Origin of the sequence: Pseudomonas syringae pv. tagetis (assembly GCF_022557255.1) — a bacterium.
GTDB classification, from domain to species: domain Bacteria; phylum Pseudomonadota; class Gammaproteobacteria; order Pseudomonadales; family Pseudomonadaceae; genus Aquipseudomonas; species Aquipseudomonas caricapapayae.
Window position 1 is genome coordinate 4,241,151 of the sequence record NZ_CP092923.1, and the last position, 19,344, is coordinate 4,260,494.

The 19,344-nt window shown below is 60.5% G+C and carries 21 protein-coding genes and 1 riboswitch; of the genes, 5 read left to right on the forward strand and 16 right to left on the reverse strand.

The genetic code is table 11. From position 1 onward, the window contains the following. Positions 1 to 39: 39 nt before the first annotated feature. Positions 40 to 639: a tRNA-uridine aminocarboxypropyltransferase gene (locus MME58_RS18845; RefSeq protein ID WP_055006942.1), complete on the reverse strand. Its 600-nt coding sequence runs from the start codon at positions 637 to 639 to the stop codon at positions 40 to 42. Positions 640 to 851: 212 nt separating this feature from the next. Between MME58_RS18845 and MME58_RS18850 the strand changes: the two genes are divergently transcribed. Further along, a complete protein-coding gene (locus MME58_RS18850; RefSeq protein ID WP_055006941.1) occupies positions 852 to 1,160 on the forward strand; it encodes a hypothetical protein in 309 nt (102 codons plus the stop codon). Positions 1,161 to 1,247: 87 nt separating this feature from the next. Here MME58_RS18850 and MME58_RS27495 read toward each other — a convergent pair whose 3' ends face one another. Together MME58_RS27495 and MME58_RS18855 are read right to left on the reverse strand one after the other, a co-directional pair. Next, positions 1,248 to 1,370 carry a PA1414 family protein gene (locus MME58_RS27495; RefSeq protein WP_003418154.1) on the reverse strand — a complete coding sequence of 41 codons (123 nt, stop codon included), beginning with the start codon at positions 1,368 to 1,370 and terminating at the stop codon, positions 1,248 to 1,250. 196 nt (positions 1,371 to 1,566) lie between these two features. Beyond that, positions 1,567 to 2,931: a DNA recombination protein RmuC gene (locus tag MME58_RS18855; RefSeq protein ID WP_162839199.1), complete on the reverse strand. Its 1,365-nt coding sequence runs from the start codon at positions 2,929 to 2,931 to the stop codon at positions 1,567 to 1,569. 748 nt (positions 2,932 to 3,679) lie between these two features. On the opposite strand from MME58_RS18855, the gene MME58_RS18860 reads away from it, so the two are divergent. The 3 genes from MME58_RS18860 (at position 3,680) to MME58_RS18870 (ending at position 6,209) form a co-directional block, all read left to right on the forward strand. Beyond that, complete coding sequence (locus MME58_RS18860) at positions 3,680 to 3,985, forward strand: hypothetical protein (RefSeq protein ID WP_055006436.1); 306 nt, start codon at positions 3,680 to 3,682, stop codon at positions 3,983 to 3,985. A 481-nt stretch (positions 3,986 to 4,466) separates the two neighbouring features. Next, positions 4,467 to 4,685: a hypothetical protein gene (locus tag MME58_RS18865; RefSeq protein ID WP_002554588.1), complete on the forward strand. Its 219-nt coding sequence runs from the start codon at positions 4,467 to 4,469 to the stop codon at positions 4,683 to 4,685. Positions 4,686 to 4,925: 240 nt separating this feature from the next. Then, positions 4,926 to 6,209 carry an OmpP1/FadL family transporter gene (locus MME58_RS18870; protein ID WP_082427523.1) on the forward strand — a complete coding sequence of 428 codons (1,284 nt, stop codon included), beginning with the start codon at positions 4,926 to 4,928 and terminating at the stop codon, positions 6,207 to 6,209. A gap of 227 nt (positions 6,210 to 6,436) precedes the next feature. On the opposite strand, the gene MME58_RS18875 is transcribed toward MME58_RS18870, so the two are convergent. The 13 genes from MME58_RS18875 to cobO all read right to left on the reverse strand — a co-directional run bounded on the left by MME58_RS18875 (position 6,437) and on the right by cobO (position 17,289). Then, positions 6,437 to 6,988 (reverse strand): glutathione peroxidase, encoded by a 552-nt coding sequence (locus MME58_RS18875; RefSeq protein WP_055006437.1) that lies wholly within the window; start codon positions 6,986 to 6,988, stop codon positions 6,437 to 6,439. A 62-nt stretch (positions 6,989 to 7,050) separates the two neighbouring features. Then, on the reverse strand, positions 7,051 to 7,173 hold the full coding sequence (locus tag MME58_RS27500) for a hypothetical protein (RefSeq protein ID WP_061447440.1): 123 nt from the start codon (positions 7,171 to 7,173) through the stop codon (positions 7,051 to 7,053). Then, positions 7,170 to 8,378: an MFS transporter gene (locus MME58_RS18880; protein ID WP_055006438.1), complete on the reverse strand. Its 1,209-nt coding sequence runs from the start codon at positions 8,376 to 8,378 to the stop codon at positions 7,170 to 7,172. Before MME58_RS18880 ends, MME58_RS27500 begins: the two co-directional genes overlap by 4 nt. Positions 8,379 to 8,476: 98 nt before the next feature. Continuing rightward, positions 8,477 to 9,208, reverse strand: a complete 732-nt coding sequence (locus MME58_RS18885; protein WP_055006439.1) for an adenosylcobinamide-GDP ribazoletransferase — start codon at positions 9,206 to 9,208, stop codon at positions 8,477 to 8,479. A 1-nt stretch (position 9,209) separates the two neighbouring features. Beyond that, entirely contained in the window at positions 9,210 to 9,782 is a 573-nt protein-coding gene (gene cobC / locus MME58_RS18890) for an alpha-ribazole phosphatase family protein (protein WP_055006440.1), read from the reverse strand. Beyond that, a complete protein-coding gene (gene cobT, locus MME58_RS18895) occupies positions 9,779 to 10,831 on the reverse strand; it encodes a nicotinate-nucleotide--dimethylbenzimidazole phosphoribosyltransferase (protein WP_055006441.1) in 1,053 nt (350 codons plus the stop codon). Before cobT ends, cobC begins: the two co-directional genes overlap by 4 nt. After that, entirely contained in the window at positions 10,828 to 11,349 is a 522-nt protein-coding gene (gene cobU / locus MME58_RS18900; RefSeq protein WP_055006442.1) for a bifunctional adenosylcobinamide kinase/adenosylcobinamide-phosphate guanylyltransferase, read from the reverse strand. The genes cobT and cobU overlap by 4 nt, the downstream gene beginning before the upstream one ends. Position 11,350: 1 nt before the next feature. Next, entirely contained in the window at positions 11,351 to 12,811 is a 1,461-nt protein-coding gene (locus MME58_RS18905; protein ID WP_055006443.1) for a cobyric acid synthase, read from the reverse strand. Beyond that, the gene (gene cobD, locus MME58_RS18910) at positions 12,808 to 13,812 is read right to left on the reverse strand and encodes a threonine-phosphate decarboxylase CobD (RefSeq protein WP_055006444.1); all 1,005 of its coding nucleotides are present in this window, start codon (positions 13,810 to 13,812) and stop codon (positions 12,808 to 12,810) included. Before cobD ends, MME58_RS18905 begins: the two co-directional genes overlap by 4 nt. Continuing rightward, positions 13,805 to 14,713, reverse strand: a complete 909-nt coding sequence (cbiB, locus tag MME58_RS18915) for an adenosylcobinamide-phosphate synthase CbiB (protein WP_055006445.1) — start codon at positions 14,711 to 14,713, stop codon at positions 13,805 to 13,807. Before cbiB ends, cobD begins: the two co-directional genes overlap by 8 nt. Beyond that, on the reverse strand, positions 14,710 to 15,360 hold the full coding sequence (gene bluB / locus MME58_RS18920; protein ID WP_055006446.1) for a 5,6-dimethylbenzimidazole synthase: 651 nt from the start codon (positions 15,358 to 15,360) through the stop codon (positions 14,710 to 14,712). Before bluB ends, cbiB begins: the two co-directional genes overlap by 4 nt. Further along, complete coding sequence (locus MME58_RS18925) at positions 15,357 to 16,652, reverse strand: cobyrinic acid a,c-diamide synthase CobB (RefSeq protein ID WP_054988365.1); 1,296 nt, start codon at positions 16,650 to 16,652, stop codon at positions 15,357 to 15,359. The genes bluB and MME58_RS18925 overlap by 4 nt, the downstream gene beginning before the upstream one ends. Positions 16,653 to 16,677: 25 nt before the next feature. After that, complete coding sequence (gene cobO, locus MME58_RS18930) at positions 16,678 to 17,289, reverse strand: cob(I)yrinic acid a,c-diamide adenosyltransferase (protein ID WP_055006447.1); 612 nt, start codon at positions 17,287 to 17,289, stop codon at positions 16,678 to 16,680. 91 nt (positions 17,290 to 17,380) lie between these two features. Further along, a riboswitch (cobalamin riboswitch) is annotated at positions 17,381 to 17,595 on the reverse strand. A gap of 119 nt (positions 17,596 to 17,714) precedes the next feature. On the opposite strand from cobO, the gene MME58_RS18935 reads away from it, so the two are divergent. Then, the gene (locus MME58_RS18935; RefSeq protein WP_055006448.1) at positions 17,715 to 19,043 is read left to right on the forward strand and encodes a PQQ-dependent sugar dehydrogenase; all 1,329 of its coding nucleotides are present in this window, start codon (positions 17,715 to 17,717) and stop codon (positions 19,041 to 19,043) included. Positions 19,044 to 19,344: the final 301 nt, after the last annotated feature.

Below are 19,344 nucleotides of genomic sequence, written 5' to 3' on the forward strand. Positions count from 1 at the left end.
GTTACAGCTGGGCGCGGTTAACGCTGCGAATTGTTTTCTTTACGCCTGCCCGCCGTGATTGCGCCGATACGTTTCGCTGCCCATTGCCTGAATCTGACCATCGATCAACGCATCGAACGGCTTCAGCAGTGTCTCGAAAGAGCGTGGTGCTTCCAGCGTCTGCAACGCATGGGCGATCGCCTCCAGCGTCGACAGGGCATCCGGGCCTGGCGCTTTGCGCAATCGATAACGAGAAACAGGCACAGCGCCTGGCGTGACCCTGGGCAGCTCGGCAAGCAAGGGGTTGAGGTGCAGCAGTTTGCGCGCCTTGCGCCAGGTGCCGTCCGGAACCACCAGCAACATGGGCAGCGAGTTGTGCGCGTAAGGCATCAACGTCTCGGCAGCTTCGCCCGGAAACAGCAATCGCGCCTCATAGCCGGGCGGTCTGAGCAGCGTTTGCAGGTCGTCAAACACTTCGCCTACTCGCAGTTGCGCATTGACCAGCCCCAAAGCGGCCAGTCGCGCCGTGTTCAAGGCATGACTCACTTCGCCAGGGTGCTGCAGGATCAATACCCGCGTGCGGCTGTCCAGTTGCGGAATCAAGGTGCAAAGACAGTGTGGAACAGGACGCAGGCAACGGTCACAACGGGCGCGGGACATCAATTATTACTCAGTGGGAAATGACAGCGCAGCACGATGAATCCGGGCCGTGGCAAACCGCCTGTCGAACAGCCGCCCATTTTAGACAATTCAACACTGTCAGGACGGGGCAATCCTTAGTTGCAAGAGCGATTTGAGCTAGCCTCATGGTTCTGGGCTGGTTAAATGGAGTACGCCTGCTGAATCTGACGAGATCAATCTCAGGGGCTTTCATGAATCGCGAAGAAATCAAACAGAAGGTGTTTGATGCGCTGGGCATCATATTAGTGGACAAAAGCGATATTCACGAAGGTGCCACCCTCACCTCCCTGAAGCTCGATGACGACGACATCGAAAGCCTGTTCACGTCGTTGGGGGAAGTATTCCACTTCACATTTCCTGTTCAGATCATGGAGCAGGCGATAGAAAAGCCTGATGACTTCTCCCTGCAGATGATCGTTGAGCTGATTTTGTTGATGGGGAAGAAAACACTGTCGGAGGAAGGCGACAAATCGACGCGAGACGAGGGGCATCGGCGTTGAGTGCCAGCCCTGGTAGCGGGACGCTCCTGTGCGTCCCGACAAAATTCAGCATGTGCTCTGCCCCGCGAACAGAGTCAGGCGAGAGGTTTACCGGCGCTGGCGACGACGATCGTCATCGGCACGAACCGGAATGGGTTGCAGCTTTGGTCGTTCTATCAGACCCAGCGCAACGCCGACGTCATGGAGCCATTCTTGCAGTTTGCTATTCATAAAGCCCCCTTGAGGGAAATACCCGGCAGTCAATCTGTACTCATCACTCACTAGAGATCATAGAAGCAAATGAACTGTTAGCCGAGTGCTACGGAAACAATTTTCCGATAGCGTCAATGTGACATTTGTGCAGACGCGCTTCTAGTCTTTGCGACGGACGGCCTGTTACTGAACGTTGCGCCAACACACAAGCGACTCAGTCAGGCGGACTGATCAGCCCGTCACCGTCAGTCATCGCCCGCTCAAGCAAATCGGCCGGCAGGCTCTTGCTGGCACGAGCACCCAGCAGCTTCAGTTGCTCGCTACGGCTGATCAGGTTACCGCGCCCCTCGGTCAACTTGTTGCGCGCCGCCGAATAAGCCTTGTCCAGCTGCTGCAGGCGGTTGCCGACCTCATCCAGATCCTGAATGAACAAGACAAATTTGTCATACAGCCACCCTGCCCGCTCGGCGATCTCCCGCGCGTTCTGGCTCTGACGCTCCTGCTTCCACAAACTGTCGATAACCCGCAATGTGGCAAGCAGCGTGGTGGGGCTGACAATCACGATGTTACGGTCGAAGGCTTCCTGAAACAGATTGGGCTCAGCCTGTAGTGCGGCGGAAAAAGCAGCCTCGATAGGTACGAAAAGCAAAACGAAATCCAGGCTGTGAAGCCCTTCGAGACGTTTGTAATCCTTGCCCGAGAGGCCTTTGACGTGATTGCGCAGCGACAGCACATGCTGTTTCAGCGCAGCCTGACCGATAACATCGTCGTCCGCGGATACGTATTGCTGATAGGCCGTCAGGCTGACCTTGGCATCGACCACCACTTGCTTGTCACCTGGCAACATGATCAGCACGTCAGGCTGAAAGCGCTCGCCATCCGGCCCCTTCAGGCTTATTTGCGTCTGGTACTCACGGCCCTTTTCAAGCCCCGCGTGCTCCAGCACTCGCTCAAGGATCAGCTCCCCCCAATTGCCTTGGGTCTTCTGCCCCTTCAAAGCACGTGTCAGGTTGGTGGCTTCATCGCTCAAGCGCTGATTCAACTGCTGCAGACGTTCCAGCTCCCTGGCCAGCGAAAAGCGTTCGCGGGCTTCGTTCTGATAACTTTCCTCGACACGCTTTTCGAACGACTGGATACGCTCCTTCAGCGGCGTGAGCAATTGCCCCAACTGCTGCTGGCTGGTTTCCGCGAAGCGCTGTTCACGCTCATCGAAAATCTTGCCTGCCAACTCGGCAAACTGCGCGCGCAGTTCATCACGTGAGCCCTGCAGATCGTTCAGGCGCTGCTGATGACTGTCCTGTTGCTCACGCAGTTCGGCGTTCAACGCTGCGCATTGCGCATCCAGGCGACGTAGCTCTGCTTCTCTGCCAGCACGCTCCTGATTCCAGTCCTGTGCCGTTTGGCGAGCATTATCGCTTTCCTGACGCAGCAACTCGACCTCGCGCCGCAGCGCGGCAAGATCGGCCTGCTTTGCCGCATTGGCCTGACTGAGGTCACTGACCTCGTCACGGCTGGCATCCAGCTGGGCATTAAGGCCTTCCTGCGCCATTTGCGCCATGCTCAGACGCTCGTCCAGCAGCGCGCTTTCGGCCTGACGAAGTGCCAGACGACGCTGCACCTGCCAGAGCAATGCCAACAAGGGCAATGCGGCTGCAGCAAGCCCCAGTAACAGGCTGTTCAGGTCCAGTGCCATAAAGACTCCATGCGGGCTGAATCATCGCCAGCGGCTGTTCGGATTAGAGCGTGACAATGCAGCAGAAACATCGTCTCGGGTGAGGCGAGATCAACAGGCGGGGGCAAATCGGGGGAACGAATTGTACGCGCTTTCAGCGCAGCGCACAGCCCCTATTCCGGGGACATTTCATTCGGGACAATCCACAGAAGCTGTGGATAACTCAGTGGACAACCCCCCTTTAACTTCCGCAAACGCAAGCAGGGTGCGGCCTACACTCAAACTGACGATTTTTTCACCAGCTAAAAAAAACGATGTTTTTCATTGACTTAATAATTCACCATCATAAATCAAACCCTTAGCCACGCTTATGACAGTGATATGGCAGCTTGTGCCGCTAATGTGCACAACTCCTTGCCCACGTACTTTTCAGCTATTTCGGGCGTCATATGATTCTCGCCAGATTGCATCTTATTCTCAATGAATTCGCGGCCCTCAGCAGGTTTCGAACCGCTGGAAACGGCTGGTATCCAAGGCATTTCGTGCCTCACCCTGCACCTTGAAAACAACACTGACGACAAATCGTCATTCTTGCGGTCCAAGCACTGCCCAAAAGGACCACGCCCGATGCCACCCATCAATCAGTAAGGGACCCATGAAGGAGATAGCCAAGTTCTTGCTCCTGTTGCTGACCATCTGCATCGTCGCCCTGGCAGTCAGTATTGTACTGCCGCCACCAGACGGCGGCGTCTTCGCGTACACCGTTCTGCTATCTGCAATTGCCCTGATGCTGATTATCTGCAGCGACCTCAGCAAGGGCCGTATCAATGAGACGGGCGACATCATGCGCGCCATCGAAAGCCGCAGATCACTGCGCCTTACCATCGCCGCGTACCTGCTCGGATGCTCAATGGTCGCGTCGGTGACCGTATTGATTTACCGTCTGGCGGGGCACTGGTAAAACGTTCTTTTCCGCCCCTTGCAATGTTTCGGTACTGCGAGTATTATCACCGCCGTTAGTACCAAGCTGAAAATCAATTCCGGTCGACAAGTCCCCCGACAGACACTCCTCCATGCGACGAGAATGTTGGCAACAAGGGATCGACCACCTCGATGGTTTCCAGACATGAACCTTTCGCGCTGATGCACCATTTGGGGTGACAGTGCAGTCACGGCTCTCATGGTCTGCTTCAACCAGCCTGCAATTGATCAGGATCTTCACCCGGAGCGTCGAACCTTTGCTCCTGTTGTGTTGCCTGCCCTCCTAAGTACCTACCGGTCAGCCAGAGCGCCATACGATAAAGCGCGCTTCAACTGCCTGTCTTTGTTCCAGTCAGGTTCTCCGCCCAGCCAGGCTTTTATATCAAATGCCGGCCCGCGTTTACTGGAATCTTTATTTATGCACGGTATTGTTCCGTGTTGTTTCAGGAAACACCTTGAATATGAATACTCAGACCCAACATGCCATTCACACATTGACCAACGCTTTTGCTCCGATGAACTGCCTGATCATGGCCGCTCGCAAAGGTTGCTTCAGTTTTACCATTGTCAACGAACACGGCATCGCCCGTCACAGCGAACGCCTGTACCCCGATCAGTACGCGAGCGCCGAGCCGCTGCAAGCTGTTATCGAGCGTACCCGTCAAGCCCTCATCGCCTGACGAAACAGATCGTCGCAAGCGAAAAGCCCCGCCCTGCAAGGCGGGGCTTTTTTTATGCCCGCGTTTTATAGTGGCGGCATTACTCAAACGTGCGGCGCTGGAACTTCGTGTTGATTACTATTCCTGCTGACAAAACCGGATTGTCCTACAAGAATAGCTCTAAATCGGGCTCTTCAGCCTATAGCGCGCCATCGAAAATGTTGGTAATTTTCGACCGGTGAACAACAAGGAGTTCTAATAATGAAAATAATGACAAAAGCACTGAACCGGACAACGCTTGGACTCGCACTGGGTCTGGCATCTTCTCAACTGCTCGCTGCCGGCTTTGCCCTTAACGAACAAAGTATCAGCGGCATGGGCACCGGTTTTGCTGGTCGCTCCTCGTCAGCGGATGACGCAAGTACCGTATTCGGCAACCCTGCCGGCATGTCCCGCCTCAAACGCGAACAAATCAGTGTGGGTGCAGCTGCCGTGATCGCCAAGACCGATATCGACAACGGTCGTGGCACATTTGGCGGCAGCAACGACGGCGACATGGTTCCGGTGGTCGGCGTGCCCATGGGCTACTACGTCAAACCCATCGACGATCACTGGGCGTTTGGTCTGGGCGTGTACGTACCGTTCGGCCTGGTCACCGATTACGAAAAAGGCTTCGCTGGCCGCTACTGGGGTGACAAGAGTCACGTCCAGATCGTGACCTTCCAGCCGACTGTCAGCTATGCATTCAATGACAAGGTTTCCATCGGTTTCGGTCCGACGATCAACCGTATCGACGGCGAGCTGACCTCGGCAACATTGAACGCCGCAACACCGGGCCGTAATGACGGCAAGGTGAAAATCGAAGGCGATGACACCGCAATCGGCTTCAATGCTGGCATTCTGGTGCAGGCTACCGACACCACTCGTCTGGGTCTGACTTACCACTCAAAAGTCGATTACAAGCTCAAAGGCAAGACCAAGATCGAAGGTTCGGGCTTCGGTCCTTTCGGCGGTCAGAAGTATGACGCTTCGCTGGACATCTCCACGCCTGAGTCTGTGGACTTCTCCATCACCCAGCAGATCGACGAGAACTGGACGGTCTATGCCGGCAGCACTTGGACTCGCTGGAGCCGCCTGCAAGATATCACCGTCAACAACGATGGCGTTCCAGCCCTGCTGGGCGGCTCAGCCGGCCCGATCGGCACCATCAGTGAAGAACAGAACTGGCACGACACCTGGGCGCACGCCATCGGCGCTTCGTACAAGCTCAACAAAGAGTGGACGCTGCGCACAGGCTTCTCCGTTGATCAATCGCCGACCAACAACGTCAACCGCTCCCCGCGCATTCCGACAGGCGACCGCAAGATCATCAGCTTCGGTGCAGGCTGGAGCCCGACCGATGACCTGACCATCGACGTGGCGTACTCGTACCTGCGCGAAGACGAAACCAAGATCCGCGATTCCAGCGCGAGCAAAGGTTCTTACAGCGCCGACTACCGCAACACCGCTCACGGCCTGGGCACTTCGGTTACCTATCGCTTCTGATAAGCAACTGCCAGGCTGAAAAAAAGCCCGCAACCAGTGATGGTGGCGGGCTTTTTATTGCGTGCCTGGTGCACTTGGACGTGCATTGATTGATTATCGTGCCGATGCTCCGCGTCGGCATGCAGTTCTGGACGCGGTGCGTCCTCTTGTGGCGGTCCGGCTTACACAAGGGTTCTGCGATGCCAGGTAGATTCAGACAAGACTCAAGCCCTCCCTTTTCGCCCCCCTTACGGCCTCGACGCAATCGCCTTTTCAATGGCCGCGATCAGTTCCGGATCATCCGGCTTGGTCATGCTGGAGAAATTGGCGACGACCTTGCCCTGGCGATCTACTACATACTTGTAAAAATTCCAGCGCGGCGCGCTGCTTTGTTCGGCCAGTACCTTGAACAGATGGGTTGCATCGTCGCCGCGTACGGCCTGCGGCTCGGTCATGGTGAAGGTGACGCCGTAGTTGACGTAACAGACCTTGGCGGTCTCCTCGCCATCTTTGGCTTCCTGCTTGAAGTCGTTGGACGGCACGCCCAGAACCTCGAGCCCCTGCCCCTTGTAGCGCTGACTCAGCTCTTCAAGCCCTTTGAACTGCGGGGCAAAGCCACAAAAACTGGCGGTATTGACCACCACCAGCGGCTTGCCGGCGAAGCGCTTGCACAGATCGATGTTTTCCTTGGCACGCAGCTTGGGCAACTCGCCTTGCAGCAACGGCGGACAGTCGGCAGCCATTGCAGCGCCACTTATGGCCAGCAGCAGTAGAGGGATGGAAACAAAGCGAATCTTCATCATGGTGGCCCTGGAATATTGTTGTGGTCTGCAGACACGCTACCCCATGCCACGCCGCCTGCCTAGCAAGCACCCAGGCCCAACTGCAGCGCAGCCAGTCCGACATGCTGCCAGGCCCACCAGACCAGCCCCAGCAGCACCGCACCAACCAGCAGCGCCGCCAGCAGAGGCCAGCGCCGACTCATGCCAGGCTGCCTTGCGCCTGCAATCTGGCCACCGGGCGCTCGCGCACCGGCCAGTTGAGCGCAGCCGCCAGCAGACTCAGCAGCACCGATACTTGCCAGATCAGGTCATAACTGCCGGTACGGTCATACACCAGTCCGCCCAGCCATCCCCCGAGGAATGCGCCCAACTGGTGAAACAGAAAGACGATACCGCCCAGCATAGACAGGTTGCGTACGCCAAACAGCGTCGCGACCGTGCCGTTGGTCAGCGGGACAGTGGAGAGCCATAGAAGGCCCATCGCCACGCCGAACAGATAGGCAGTGGTCTGGCTCAGCGGGATCCAGAGAAACAACACGATCACCACTGCGCGCAGCAGATAAAGCGTGGTCAACAGCCGAGGTTTGGACATGCGCCCGCCCAGCCAGCCAGCGGTGTAAGTGCCAAAGATATTGAACAGACCGATCAAGGCCAGCACCGTTGTACCGACCTTGGCGGGCAGGTGCTGATCCACCAGATAGGCGGGCAAATGCACGCCAATGAACACCACCTGAAAGCCGCAGACGAAGAAACCCAGTGCCAGCAGCCAGAACCCCGAATGCGAGCAGGCTTCACGCAGCGCCTCGCCCAGTGTCAGCTCGACACCGGTGGACCCGCTGGGCGTGTCCTTGAGCATACCGACCAGTGGCAGGATAAGAGCCACCATCACGCCCAGTACCAGCAAAGCACCGGACCAGCCCAGCCAACTGATCAAGCCCAGTGTGCCGGGCAGCATGGCGAACTGGCCGAATGAGCCCGCCGCACTGGCGATACCCATGCCCATGCTGCGTTTTTCCGCAGGCAGCGCACGCCCTACGACACCGAGGATGACTGAAAACGACGTGCCGGACAGACCGATACCGATCAACAAACCAGCGCTTAATGAAAGACTGAGGGACGAGTCGGCCATGCTCATGCACAGCAACCCTGCGGCATACAGCACGCCGCCGACGAAGACGACTTTTGCCGCGCCAAATCGATCTGCCAGCGCCCCGGCGAATGGCTGAGCCAGCCCCCACATCAGATTTTGCAAGGCAATTGCAAAGGCAAAAACCTCCCGCCCCCAGCCAAAATCTGCACTCATGGGTGCCAGAAACAGGCCGAAACCGTGTCGTATGCCGAGCGAAAGCGCAAGGATCAACGCACTGCCCAGCAGAACCCAGCCACTGGTACGCCAGATCGATGTCATGGTTTAGCTCCCTGCCCTTTGTGTTACATGGTTTTACCTGCGAATCGCGAAACTACGCGCTGCCGGTAAAAGCTGTCAACAAAGCATTGGCATGGCCGCTAAAGCAACGCCAGCGTCAGCAGTACCACCAACTCCAACAGCTCAAGCAATGCCCCGGCTGTGTCGCCGGTGCTACCACCCAGACGGCGCATCATTGTCTGCCGCAACCAGAAGAAACACACCGAGCAGACCAGCAGCGCCGCTGCACCCGACCAGCCAGCCAGCAGGACACATGCGAATGCGCTGGCCAACAATACTTTACGCCCGGCACTACGCGGCAGATGATCCGCCAGCGCCTGCCCCAGGCCGCCTGCCCGTACGTACGGCGTGCCCAGAAAAAGCGCAAGCATGGCAGCCCGCCCGATCAACGGAGCCAGCAGCAGCCCGATGCTGCTCTGACTGTCGAGCAGCGCCAGAATCGCTGCAAACTTGAGTAGCAGCACCAATACCAGCGTGACCACCGCGATAGGCCCGCTGCGCGGGTCCTTCATGATCTTCAAGGTCCGCTCACGATCACCAAAACCGCCCAGCCAGGCGTCGGCACTGTCGGCCAGCCCGTCCAGGTGCAGACCGCCGCTGAGCAGCACCCAGGCACAGAGCACCAACGCGGCGTGCAGCACGAGCGGAGCGCCGTCGAGCACTGCGCTGAAACCCAGCAGCAGCGTGCCGAATAACGCGCCTACCAGTGGATAGAACAGCAACGAACGTCCCGACTCTTCGGGGCGTGGCATACCGGGAAGGGTGATCGGCAGACTGCCGAGAAATTGCAGGGCGATCCAGAACGGCAGCATCTCAGACCTCCACGAACGCGTCATCAGCGGCGACCTGAATCGACAACAGCGCGCCATGACCAACCACCACCTGCAACAGTTGCTCGCGCGGCAGGCCACGCGCCCGAGCCAACAACAAGCGCATCACACCACCGTGGCTGACCAGCAACACCCGCTCACCGGCATACGCCTGATGCAGACGCTGCACCGCACTCAGCACACGTGTCGAAAAGTCGATCACGGTCTCGCCATTGGGCGGTGTAAATGCATAGGGATCGGCCCAGAACAGGCCCAGACCTTCGGCATCGGTTTCCATCAGTTGCGCAGGACTATGTCCTTCCCAGTCGCCGAAATGCAGTTCCTGCAACCCCGGCTCCAGTTGCATGGGCAGCGACAAGCGCTGCGCCAGCTCTTCGGAGAAACGCGCGCAACGCTGCAAAGGCGAACTGACAATCCGCCCCCAGGGACCTGCACTGGCCACCGCCGAACGCATCTGCTGCCAGCCATTTTCGGTCAAGGCGTCATCAAGGCTGCCGCGCAGACCGCCGCCCAGCTCGGTTTCGCCATGACGCAGCAGGTCCAGATGCAAGGTCATGCGGGGCGATCCGCCACTGCTGCTTCGGCAAATGTCGCCATGCCGTTGTGCAACTCGCAAGCCAGGCGCACCAGCGGTACTGCCAGCGCCGCGCCACTGCCCTCGCCCAGACGCAAACCGAGGTCCAGCAGCGGCTCGGCCTGCAGTGTTTTCAGCAAATACCGATGACCGGGCTCAGCGCCCCGATGGCCAAATAGCAGCCAGTTGCGGCAGGACGGATTCAGACGCACGGCCACCAGCGCGGCCACGCTGCAAATAAAGCCGTCGACCAGTGCCGCAATACCTTCCTGCGCACAGGCCAGGTAGGCGCCGGTCAGCGCGGCAATTTCGAAACCACCCAGGCTGAACAGGCTGCGCAACGGATCGCCTGCGTGCTCTACATGCAGCGCCAGCGCGCGCTCGATGACACGGGTCTTGTGCTCGATACCTTCGGCGTTCAGCCCGGTACCGGGACCCACCAGCAACGGCGCAGCGCATTCCAGCACCGAGCAGGCAACGGCGCTGGCCGCTGTGGTATTGCCGATGCCCATCTCGCCACCGATGAACAGCTCGGTGCCGAGCGCCTTGGCGCGCAGTACGCTGTCACGCCCGGCCTGCAGAGCAGCGAGCCCCTGCTCAGCGCTCATGGCAGGGCCATGGGCGAAATTGGCGGTGCCCGCAGCGATGTGCAGATGGCGCACGCCGGGCAGATCGACTGGCGCCACAGTACCCAGATCGACCACGTCCAGCTGCGCCGAAAGCTGACGCGCCAGCACGCTGATCGCTGCGCCGCCATTAACGAAATTGTGCAGCATCTGGCCGGTGACTTCCTGCGGATAGGCCGATACACCTTCCGCTACCACGCCATGATCGCCGGCAAAGATTGCGATCCATAGCTTATCCACAGCCGGGCGCTCCCGCCCTTGCAGGCCGGCCAGTTGAACCGCCAGCCGCTCCAGTTGCGCGAGCGAACCGGCAGGCTTGGTCAGTTGTTGCTGACGGGCGAGTGCCGCCTCGCGCATCGGCACATCAATGGCCCGTGCAGGCGTGAGCCACCAGGAATTGCTCATAGCGGGGTTCCTTTCAAAGTCAGGGGCAAGCCGGCAACGGTCAACACGACACGCTGGCAACGCCCGGCCAGTGCCTGATGCAACAGACCGGCCTCATCGACGTAGCGGCGCGTAAGCTCGCCGAGCGGCACAATGCCAAGTCCGGTTTCGTTGCTGACAAAAATGATTTCGCCCGGCAGCCCCGTCAGGCTTTCGAGCAGGGATTCACGCTCTTGAAACAGACGCTCGGGGTCGTCGAGCATCAGCAGATTGGTCAGCCAGAGGGTCAGGCAATCGACCAGCAGACAGCGGTCGGGCGCAGCATTTTCGCGCAGCACCCGTGCCAGCTCGACCGGCTCTTCGACCAGCCCCCAGCGTTCGGGACGACGGGCGCGATGGCTGGCAACACGCTGATTCATTTCGCCATCGAGAGGCTGGCTGGTGGCGATATAGATCACGTTCAGCGCCGAGTCTGCAGCCAGTTTCTCAGCCAGCCGACTCTTGCCGGACCGCGCGCCCCCAAGGATCAGTTGCAGCATTTCAGTTCGCCTCCAGGCCGCACAGCTCACGAAGCAACGCGCCGTCCAGATGTTTTTCTACCAGATCCGCAAGACGTTCGATGTCGCGCTCGCGCAACGCGTGATAGTCGACCGACTGGACGTTCTCCAGGCCCGCCCAGCGCAACAAGGCACTGCAGGCGGCGGGCGCTTCGAACAAACCATGCAGATAAGTGCCCAGAATCTGCCCGTCGACACTTTGCGCGCCGTCACAACGACCATCGTCCAGCCGGACGGCTGCCTGCTCCAGCGCTGCCCCGGTTGTCACGCCGGCATGAATTTCGTAACCACTGACGTCGGCGTCTTCCAGCGTCAGACGGCCACGTACATTGCGTAATTGCTTTTCCGCTTCCAGCACCGTGCTCATCGCCAGTAAACCAAGGCCCGGACTGGACCCGGGCGCGCCTTCCAGACCCAGCGGGTCGTGCACCTGATCACCGAGCATTTGCAGGCCGCCGCAGATCCCCATCAGCTTGCCGCCGTAGCGCAAATGCCGCTCGATGGCCGTGTCCCAGCCATTGCGGCGCAGGTACTGCAGATCGCTGCGCACGCTCTTCGAACCGGGCAGGATGATCAGGTCAGCGGGCGGAATGTCCTGGCCGGGGCCGACGAATTGCAGGTTGACCTGCGGATGCAGGCGCAACGGGTCGAAATCGGTGTGATTGCTGATGCGCGGCAGCACCGGAACGACCACGTTGAGGACCTGTTCGAGCTTGTCGGTCTGACGCTGATCCAGACCGTCTTCGGCTTCCAGGTGCAGATCCATCACGTAAGGCAGTACGCCCACTACCGGCTTGCCTGTGCGTGCCTCCAGCCAGTCCAGGCCCGGTTGCAGCAAGGCGATGTCACCGCGAAAACGGTTGATGATGAAACCCTTGACCCGCGCCTGCTCACTGGGCGACAGCAACTCCAGCGTGCCGACCAGATGGGCGAAGACGCCGCCGCGATTGATGTCGGCGATCAACAGCACCGGGCAGTCGACCGCCTCGGCAAAGCCCATGTTGGCGATGTCATTGGCGCGCAGGTTGATTTCGGCCGGCGAACCCGCGCCCTCGACGATGATCACCGGGTAGCGCTGGCCCAACCGCCGATGCGACTCCAGTACCGCCTGCATGGCGATCTCTTTATAGCCGTGATAGGCCACCGCGTTCATGGTGGTGACGGCGCGACCATGAATGATCACCTGCGCGCCTGTATCACTGTTGGGCTTGAGCAGCACCGGGTTCATGTCGGTGTGCGGTTCGAGATGGCACGCCTGCGCCTGCACCGCCTGCGCACGGCCGATCTCGCCGCCGTCCGCCGTCACTGCGCTGTTGAGCGCCATGTTCTGCGGCTTGAACGGTACAACCTCGACGCCCTGCCGGGTCAGCCAGCGACACAGCGCAGTCACCAGTGTGCTTTTACCGGCATCGGAGGTGGTGCCTTGTACCATCAGCGTGGTCATGGGTATTCCTTGCGGTATTCAAGCAGAACAGTATGCAGCCGCACCCAGTCGGCCTCGTCACGGGGCAGACCGAAGCGCAGGCTGGCCGACTCGGGAGTGCCGCCCTTGAACAGGCGCAACAGCACGCCTCGGCGCGCACAGAATTCATAGAGCGTTTGCGCTTCAGGGGTCACCAGCCATTGAAACAGCGCGCAGCCTCCCTGCGGGCCCAAACCAAACCGGTCGAGCAGGGCCACCAGACGGTCGCGGGCCCGTTCACTGAGTTCACGCTGCCGGGCCTGCCCCGCCGTATCGCTCAGGCACATCTGACCGACGATCCGGGTCGGCCCGCTGACAGACCAGGGGCCTATTTCCTGCGCCAGCATTCTCAACAAAACCGGCTCGGCCATGACAAAGCCGAGTCTGACACCCGCCAGACCGAAGAACTTGCCGAACGAGCGCAGCACAATCAGCCCGATGCGCCAGGTTTCGGCAACCAGGCTCATGCCTGGCGTGTTATCCATGAACGCCTCGTCGATGACCAGCCAGCCACCGCGCTCTGCCAGTCGGGCATGCCACTCCAGCAGACGCTCGGCGCTCAGGTGCAGGCCGGTCGGATTATTCGGGTTGACCACCACCAGCACGTCAAGGCTGTCGAGAAAGTACTCGACCTCCTGCTCACCGACCTCACGTACCACAAAACCGTTCTTGCGCCACGCATGTGCATGCTCGGCGTAGCATGGCGACAGCACGCCGACCCGCCCTCCGCTGCGCACCCGAGGCAATGCCTGAATCGCGGCCTGCGAACCAGACACCGGCAACAAGCGCGACACCCCGTAATAGGCGCAGGCCGCCGCTTCAAGGCCATCATCAGTCTCGGGCAGGCGCGCCCAGGCGCGCGCCGGGATCTCCGGGATGGACCACGCCCAAGGCGCGATGCCGGTGGACAGGTCCAGCCATTCGGCCAGATCAATCCCGTAATGCTGCGCCGCCGCGCGCAGCCGGCCGCCGTGCTCAAGCATAAAATTCAGCTGCCAGGCAGATGACCAGCAACCACAACCAGACGCCGCGCTGCACCAGTTGCCAGCCACGATCAATCGAGTCGGCATCGGCAGGCGCACCCTCACCCAATGGCGGACGCTGATGCAGCTCACCATGATAGATCGCCGCCCCGCCCAGTTCGACGCCCAGCGCGCCCGCGCCGGCCGCCATGACCGGACCGGCGTTGGGGCTGTCCCAGGTCGGTCCCTGAGTGCGCCAGCAGCGCAGCGCCAGGCGGGTCTTGCCCAGTAGCGCGTAGGTCAATGCCACAAGCCGCGCAGGCACGTAGTTGAGCACATCGTCGATCTTTGCCGCAGCCCAGCCGAAACGCTCAAAGCGCTCGTTGCGGTATCCCCACATGGCGTCCAGCGTATTGCTCAGCCGGTACAGCACAACGCCCGGCGCACCGGCGACAACAAACCAGAACAGCGCCGCGAATACCGCATCACTGCCGTTCTCCAGCACTGATTCGGTGGCTGCGCGGGCCACTTCAGTGGCATCCAGCTCGCTGGTCTGACGACTGACCAGATAACCGACCCGCTGACGCGCCTCGACCAGATCGTCACTGCGCAGCGCTTGCGCCACGGGTTGAACGTGCTCGCCCAGGCTGCGCATACCCAGCGCGCCATACAGCGCCAGTATCTCGAACAACCAGCCGATACCGGGCAACCAGCTCAGCAGCGTCGCCAGCAGCGTGAACGGCACTACGGTGATAACCCACGCGGTAACGCCATGACTGCGCCAGCCGCGGCCACCGCTGTTGAAACGCTGCTCGACCCGATTGGCAAGGCCCCCGAATGCCACCAGCGGATGCCATCGTTTCGGCTCACCGAGTAACGCATCCAGCGCGACACCGGCAACGCTCAACAGCGCCACACTCATTGACTCACTCCCCATTGATTCTCATACAGCAGCTCATGCAGCGGACGCGCTTGCGCCCAGCCTTCCATTACCAGCATCGGCGTCGGATAAAATTCTTTGACCGGCCCCAGGCAGATGATTGCCAGCGGCTTGGCGCCGTCGGGCATACCCAGCAATTCGGCCAGCGTCTCGGGATCGAACAGCGACACCCAGCCCATACCCAGACCTTCTGCACGGGACGCCAGCCAGAGGTTCTGGATGGCGCAGGACAGCGAGGCCAGATCCATTTCCGGCAAGGTGCGACGGCCGAAAATGTGCTGCTCACGCCCCTCCATCAGCGCAGCGACCAGCACCTCTGCGCAGTCATTGATCCCTTCGACCTTGAGCTTCATGAACTCGTCGGAGCGCTCGCCCAATGCCTCGGCGGTGCGAATGCGCTCCTCTTCCACTTGCGCCTGCATCTTGCCGCGCAACAACGGGTCGCTGATGCGAATGAAGCGCCACGGCTGCATCAGCCCGACGCTGGGTGCCTGATGGGCGGCTTCCAGCACCCGCGCCAGCAACTCGGGGGCCACGGTGCCACCAATGAAGTGACGCATGTCGCGGCGTTCGGCGATAGCGCGGTACACCGCAGCCCGCTCTTGCGGGCTGAACGCTTGCTCGGTCATGGTTTGAACAGCGCTGCAATCGCCTGGGGGCAGGAAGGAAAATAGAAGTGCACGTATGACGCCGTCAGGCGACCGAGACGGTAGACCGCCTCTGCTCCGCGTCCGCCATTGGGGCTGACGCCTCGGGCAATCGGCTGCAACTCGGTGCTGGTCAATGAATGATGATAGGTGTGGCCGTGCAACGTGCCCTCGGGCAGCTCGACCGCTTGCAAGGCCAGCGCCGCCAGACGCTTCTGCATGACCGCTTCACCGGACAGCAAGCCGACCAGTTCGGCGCGAACACCCTCCACGTCGGTCAAGGCTTCGAGCAGATAGAGCATGCCACCGCACTCGGCCAGAATCGGCTTGCCGGCGATATGGTGCGCCCTGATTGATGCCTGCATGGCCAGGTTTTCCGCCAGCGCGACGTGGTGCAGTTCCGGGTAGCCGCCGGGCAGGTAGAGGCTGTCGGCCTCCGGCAGCTCGCGATCATGGATCGGCGAAAAGAAACTCAGTTCCGCGCCCATGTTTCGCAGCAGGTCCAGGCTTGCGCCATACATAAAGGCAAAGGCTTCGTCGCGGGCGATAGCAATACGCACACCGGCGAGCAGCGGCTCGACCTGAACCGGATCGGGCGCAGTAAAGGTCACGGCGGGCGGCAAGGCCACTTCGCAGGTGCTGGCCAGCGCCGCGGCGGCCATGTCCAGACGCACGTCCAGATCGTTGAGTTCACTGGCCTGAACCAGCCCCAGATGGCGACTGGGCAATTCGAAACCGACCTCCCGGGACAGTGCGCCGTACCAGCGCAGGCCTTCGGTCAGGCTGTTCTCCAGTAACTGCGCATGGCGTACCGTGCCGACGCGGTTGGCCAGCACGCCGGCAAACGGCAGGTCCGGCTGATAACGCGCCAGGCCCAGCGCCAGCGCACCAAACGTCTGCGCCATGGCCGTGCCGTCGATCACCCCGAGGACCGGCACGCCGAAATGACGGGCCAGGTCGGCGCTGGACGGTGTGCCGTCGAACAGCCCCATAACGCCTTCGATCAGGATCAGGTCTGCTTCATCCGCAGCCTCCCACAACAGGCGACGGCTTTCGTCGGCACCCACCATCCACATGTCCAGCTGGTAGACAGGCGAACCGCTGGCCCGCTCGAGAATCATCGGGTCGAGAAAGTCAGGGCCGCACTTGAATACTCTGACCTTGCGCCCCTGGTTGCGATGCAAACGTGCCAGCGCAGCCGTGACGGTGGTCTTGCCTTGTCCGGACGCTGGCGCGGCGATCAAAACTGCAGGGCAATCACGCGGAGCTCTCATAACGCGGTTCTCAATAAGGAATGGCTCACAGCTCGATACCTTTCTGCGCCCGGATGCCGGCCTGGAACGCATGCTTGACCACGCCGATGTCGGAAACCGTATCAGCCAGGTCAATCAATTCGGGCTTGGCACCGCGGCCAGTAACCAGCACATGCTGCATCGGCGGGCGAGCCTGCAGATCGCTCAACACCTGTTCAAGGTCGAGGTAGCCATGCTTGAGGGCGATGTTCAGTTCATCGAGCACCACCAGGCCGATACGCGGATCGCGGAGCATCTCCCGAGACACCGCCCAGGCGGCTTCGGCGGCGGCGATGTCACGCTGGCGATCCTGGGTTTCCCAGGTGAAGCCCTCGCCCATCACGTGATAGCGCACCTGCTCGGGGAAACGCCGGAAGAACAGCTCTTCGCCCGTGCTGTTGCGACCTTTGATGAACTGCACCACGCCGCACTGCATATCATGGCCCATGGCCCGGGCGAGCATGCCGAATGCCGAGCTGCTCTTGCCTTTGCCGTTGCCGGTCAATACCAGCAGCAGGCCGCACTCGTTGGGCGAGCTGGCAATACGCTCATCCATCACGGCTTTCTTGCGCTGCATGCGCGCCAGATGGCGTTCGTCGCGTTCGGGGGATTCGTTCATCTGGGTTCTCCGCTCGGGGCAGGCGACAACAGACGGAAGGACAGCACTGAACAGCACGGCAACGCCCTGCACAGAACATCACCCTCCGTGATGCCATTGAGTGGTTCAGGCCGGTCTCCGGGCTCATGAGCGGGTCACCCCCGGCTGCGCGCCTTCCCATGTCGAAACACAGTGGCGTCAGGCACAGCCTTGGCTCATTTACCGTTGCGGGGGCAGCGCCGGGATCGGATCTGGGGATCCACACCGGCTTCCCTGTTTCACCCTGCCAATCAAGGATTGCAGAGCACCTGAAACAAACCGCGAAGGGTAGAGGGTTGGGCTGGGAGCGTCAATCGACACCGTCGCTCTGGAACGTGATTGAACCTAGATGGTTGGCAGTGCCTCTATCAATTACTGGACCACGCCCTTGTTTATGGAGATTCACCATGTTCAAACTCAGACCCCACTACGCAGTGTTGCTTCTGGTTGCCGGCGGCCTCGCTGCCTGCGGCGAGTCTTCGACCCTGCAAGTCTCGGATGGAACAGGCCCCTCGCCCAAGTTGCCGGAGCCCAACAAGACGCTGATCCCGACCGTCAACATTGCCCCCGCCATAGGCTGGGAAAAAGGTGCCCGGCCGGTCGCCGCGCCGGGCACACAGGTGGCCGCGTTCGCTGAAAATCTGGACCACCCACGCTGGCTCTATGTACTGCCCAATGGTGATGTGCTGGTGGCAGAAACCAATTCCCCGGCCAAACCGGATGACTCCAAGGGGATTCGCGGCTGGGTGATGGAAAAGGTCATGGGCCGAGCCGGTGCCGGCGTGCCAAGCGCCAACCGGATTACCTTGCTGCGCGATCTGGACAAGGACGGCGTTGCAGAAACCCGTACCGTTTTCCTGCAAAACCTCAATTCGCCGTTCGGCATGACGCTGGTGGGCAACAAGCTCTATGTGGCCGACACCGATCGCCTGATCAGCTTCCCGTACGAAACAGGCCAGACCTCGATCAGCGCGCAGCCGACCAAAGTGGTCGACCTGCCGGGCGGCACGCTCAATCATCACTGGACCAAGAACGTCATCGCCAGCAAGGACGGCAGCAAGCTGTACGTCACCGTGGGCTCGAACAGCAACGTGGCTGAGAACGGCATGGACAAGGAAGAAGGTCGCGCGGCGATCTGGGAAGTGGACGCCGCCACCGGCAACCACCGTATCTTCGCCTCCGGACTGCGCAATCCCAACGGCATGGACTGGGAGCCCAAAACCGGCAAGCTATGGACGGCGGTCAACGAGCGTGACGAAATCGGCAGCGATCTGGTGCCGGACTACGTGACCTCGGTACAGGACGGCGCCTTCTACGGCTGGCCTTACAGCTACTATGGCCAACACGTCGACGAACGCGTCAAGCCGCAGAATCCGGCACTGGTCGCCAAAGCCATCGCGCCGGATTATGCAGTCGGTCCGCACACGGCTTCGCTGGGCCTGGTGTTCGCCGACGGCAAAACCCTGGCCGCACCATTCAATGAAGGCCTGTTCATCGGTCAGCACGGCTCATGGAACCGCAAACCGCACAGCGGCTATAAAGTGGTATTTGTGCCATTTAGTGGCGGCAAGCCCAACGGCGCACCCGTCGACGTGCTGACCGGCTTTCTCAACAAGGACGAAAAAGCCATGGGCCGCCCGGTTGGCGTGGTCAATGACCAGCGTGGCGGGTTGCTGGTGGCGGATGATGTGGGCAACAAGATATGGCGCGTGACGTCAGCCAAGGCTGCGCAGTAACGCCGAGTGCAGGGGTGCGACGCGGAGCGTCTTACGACGGTTGAGATTATCGTTCCCTACGCTCCAACGTGGGAATGCAGTTCTCAACGCTCTGCATCGCACGATAGTTGAGATTATCGTTCCCTACGCTCCAACGTGGGAATGCAGTTCTCGACGCTCTGCATCGCACGCTAGTTGAGATTATCGTTCCCTACGCTCCAGCGTGGGAATGCAGTTCTCGACGCTCTGCGTCGCAAGCGGACGCAGAGCATCCTGAACCGCATGGCGACGCGGGGCGTCGCACGATATGTTTTGGCGGCAG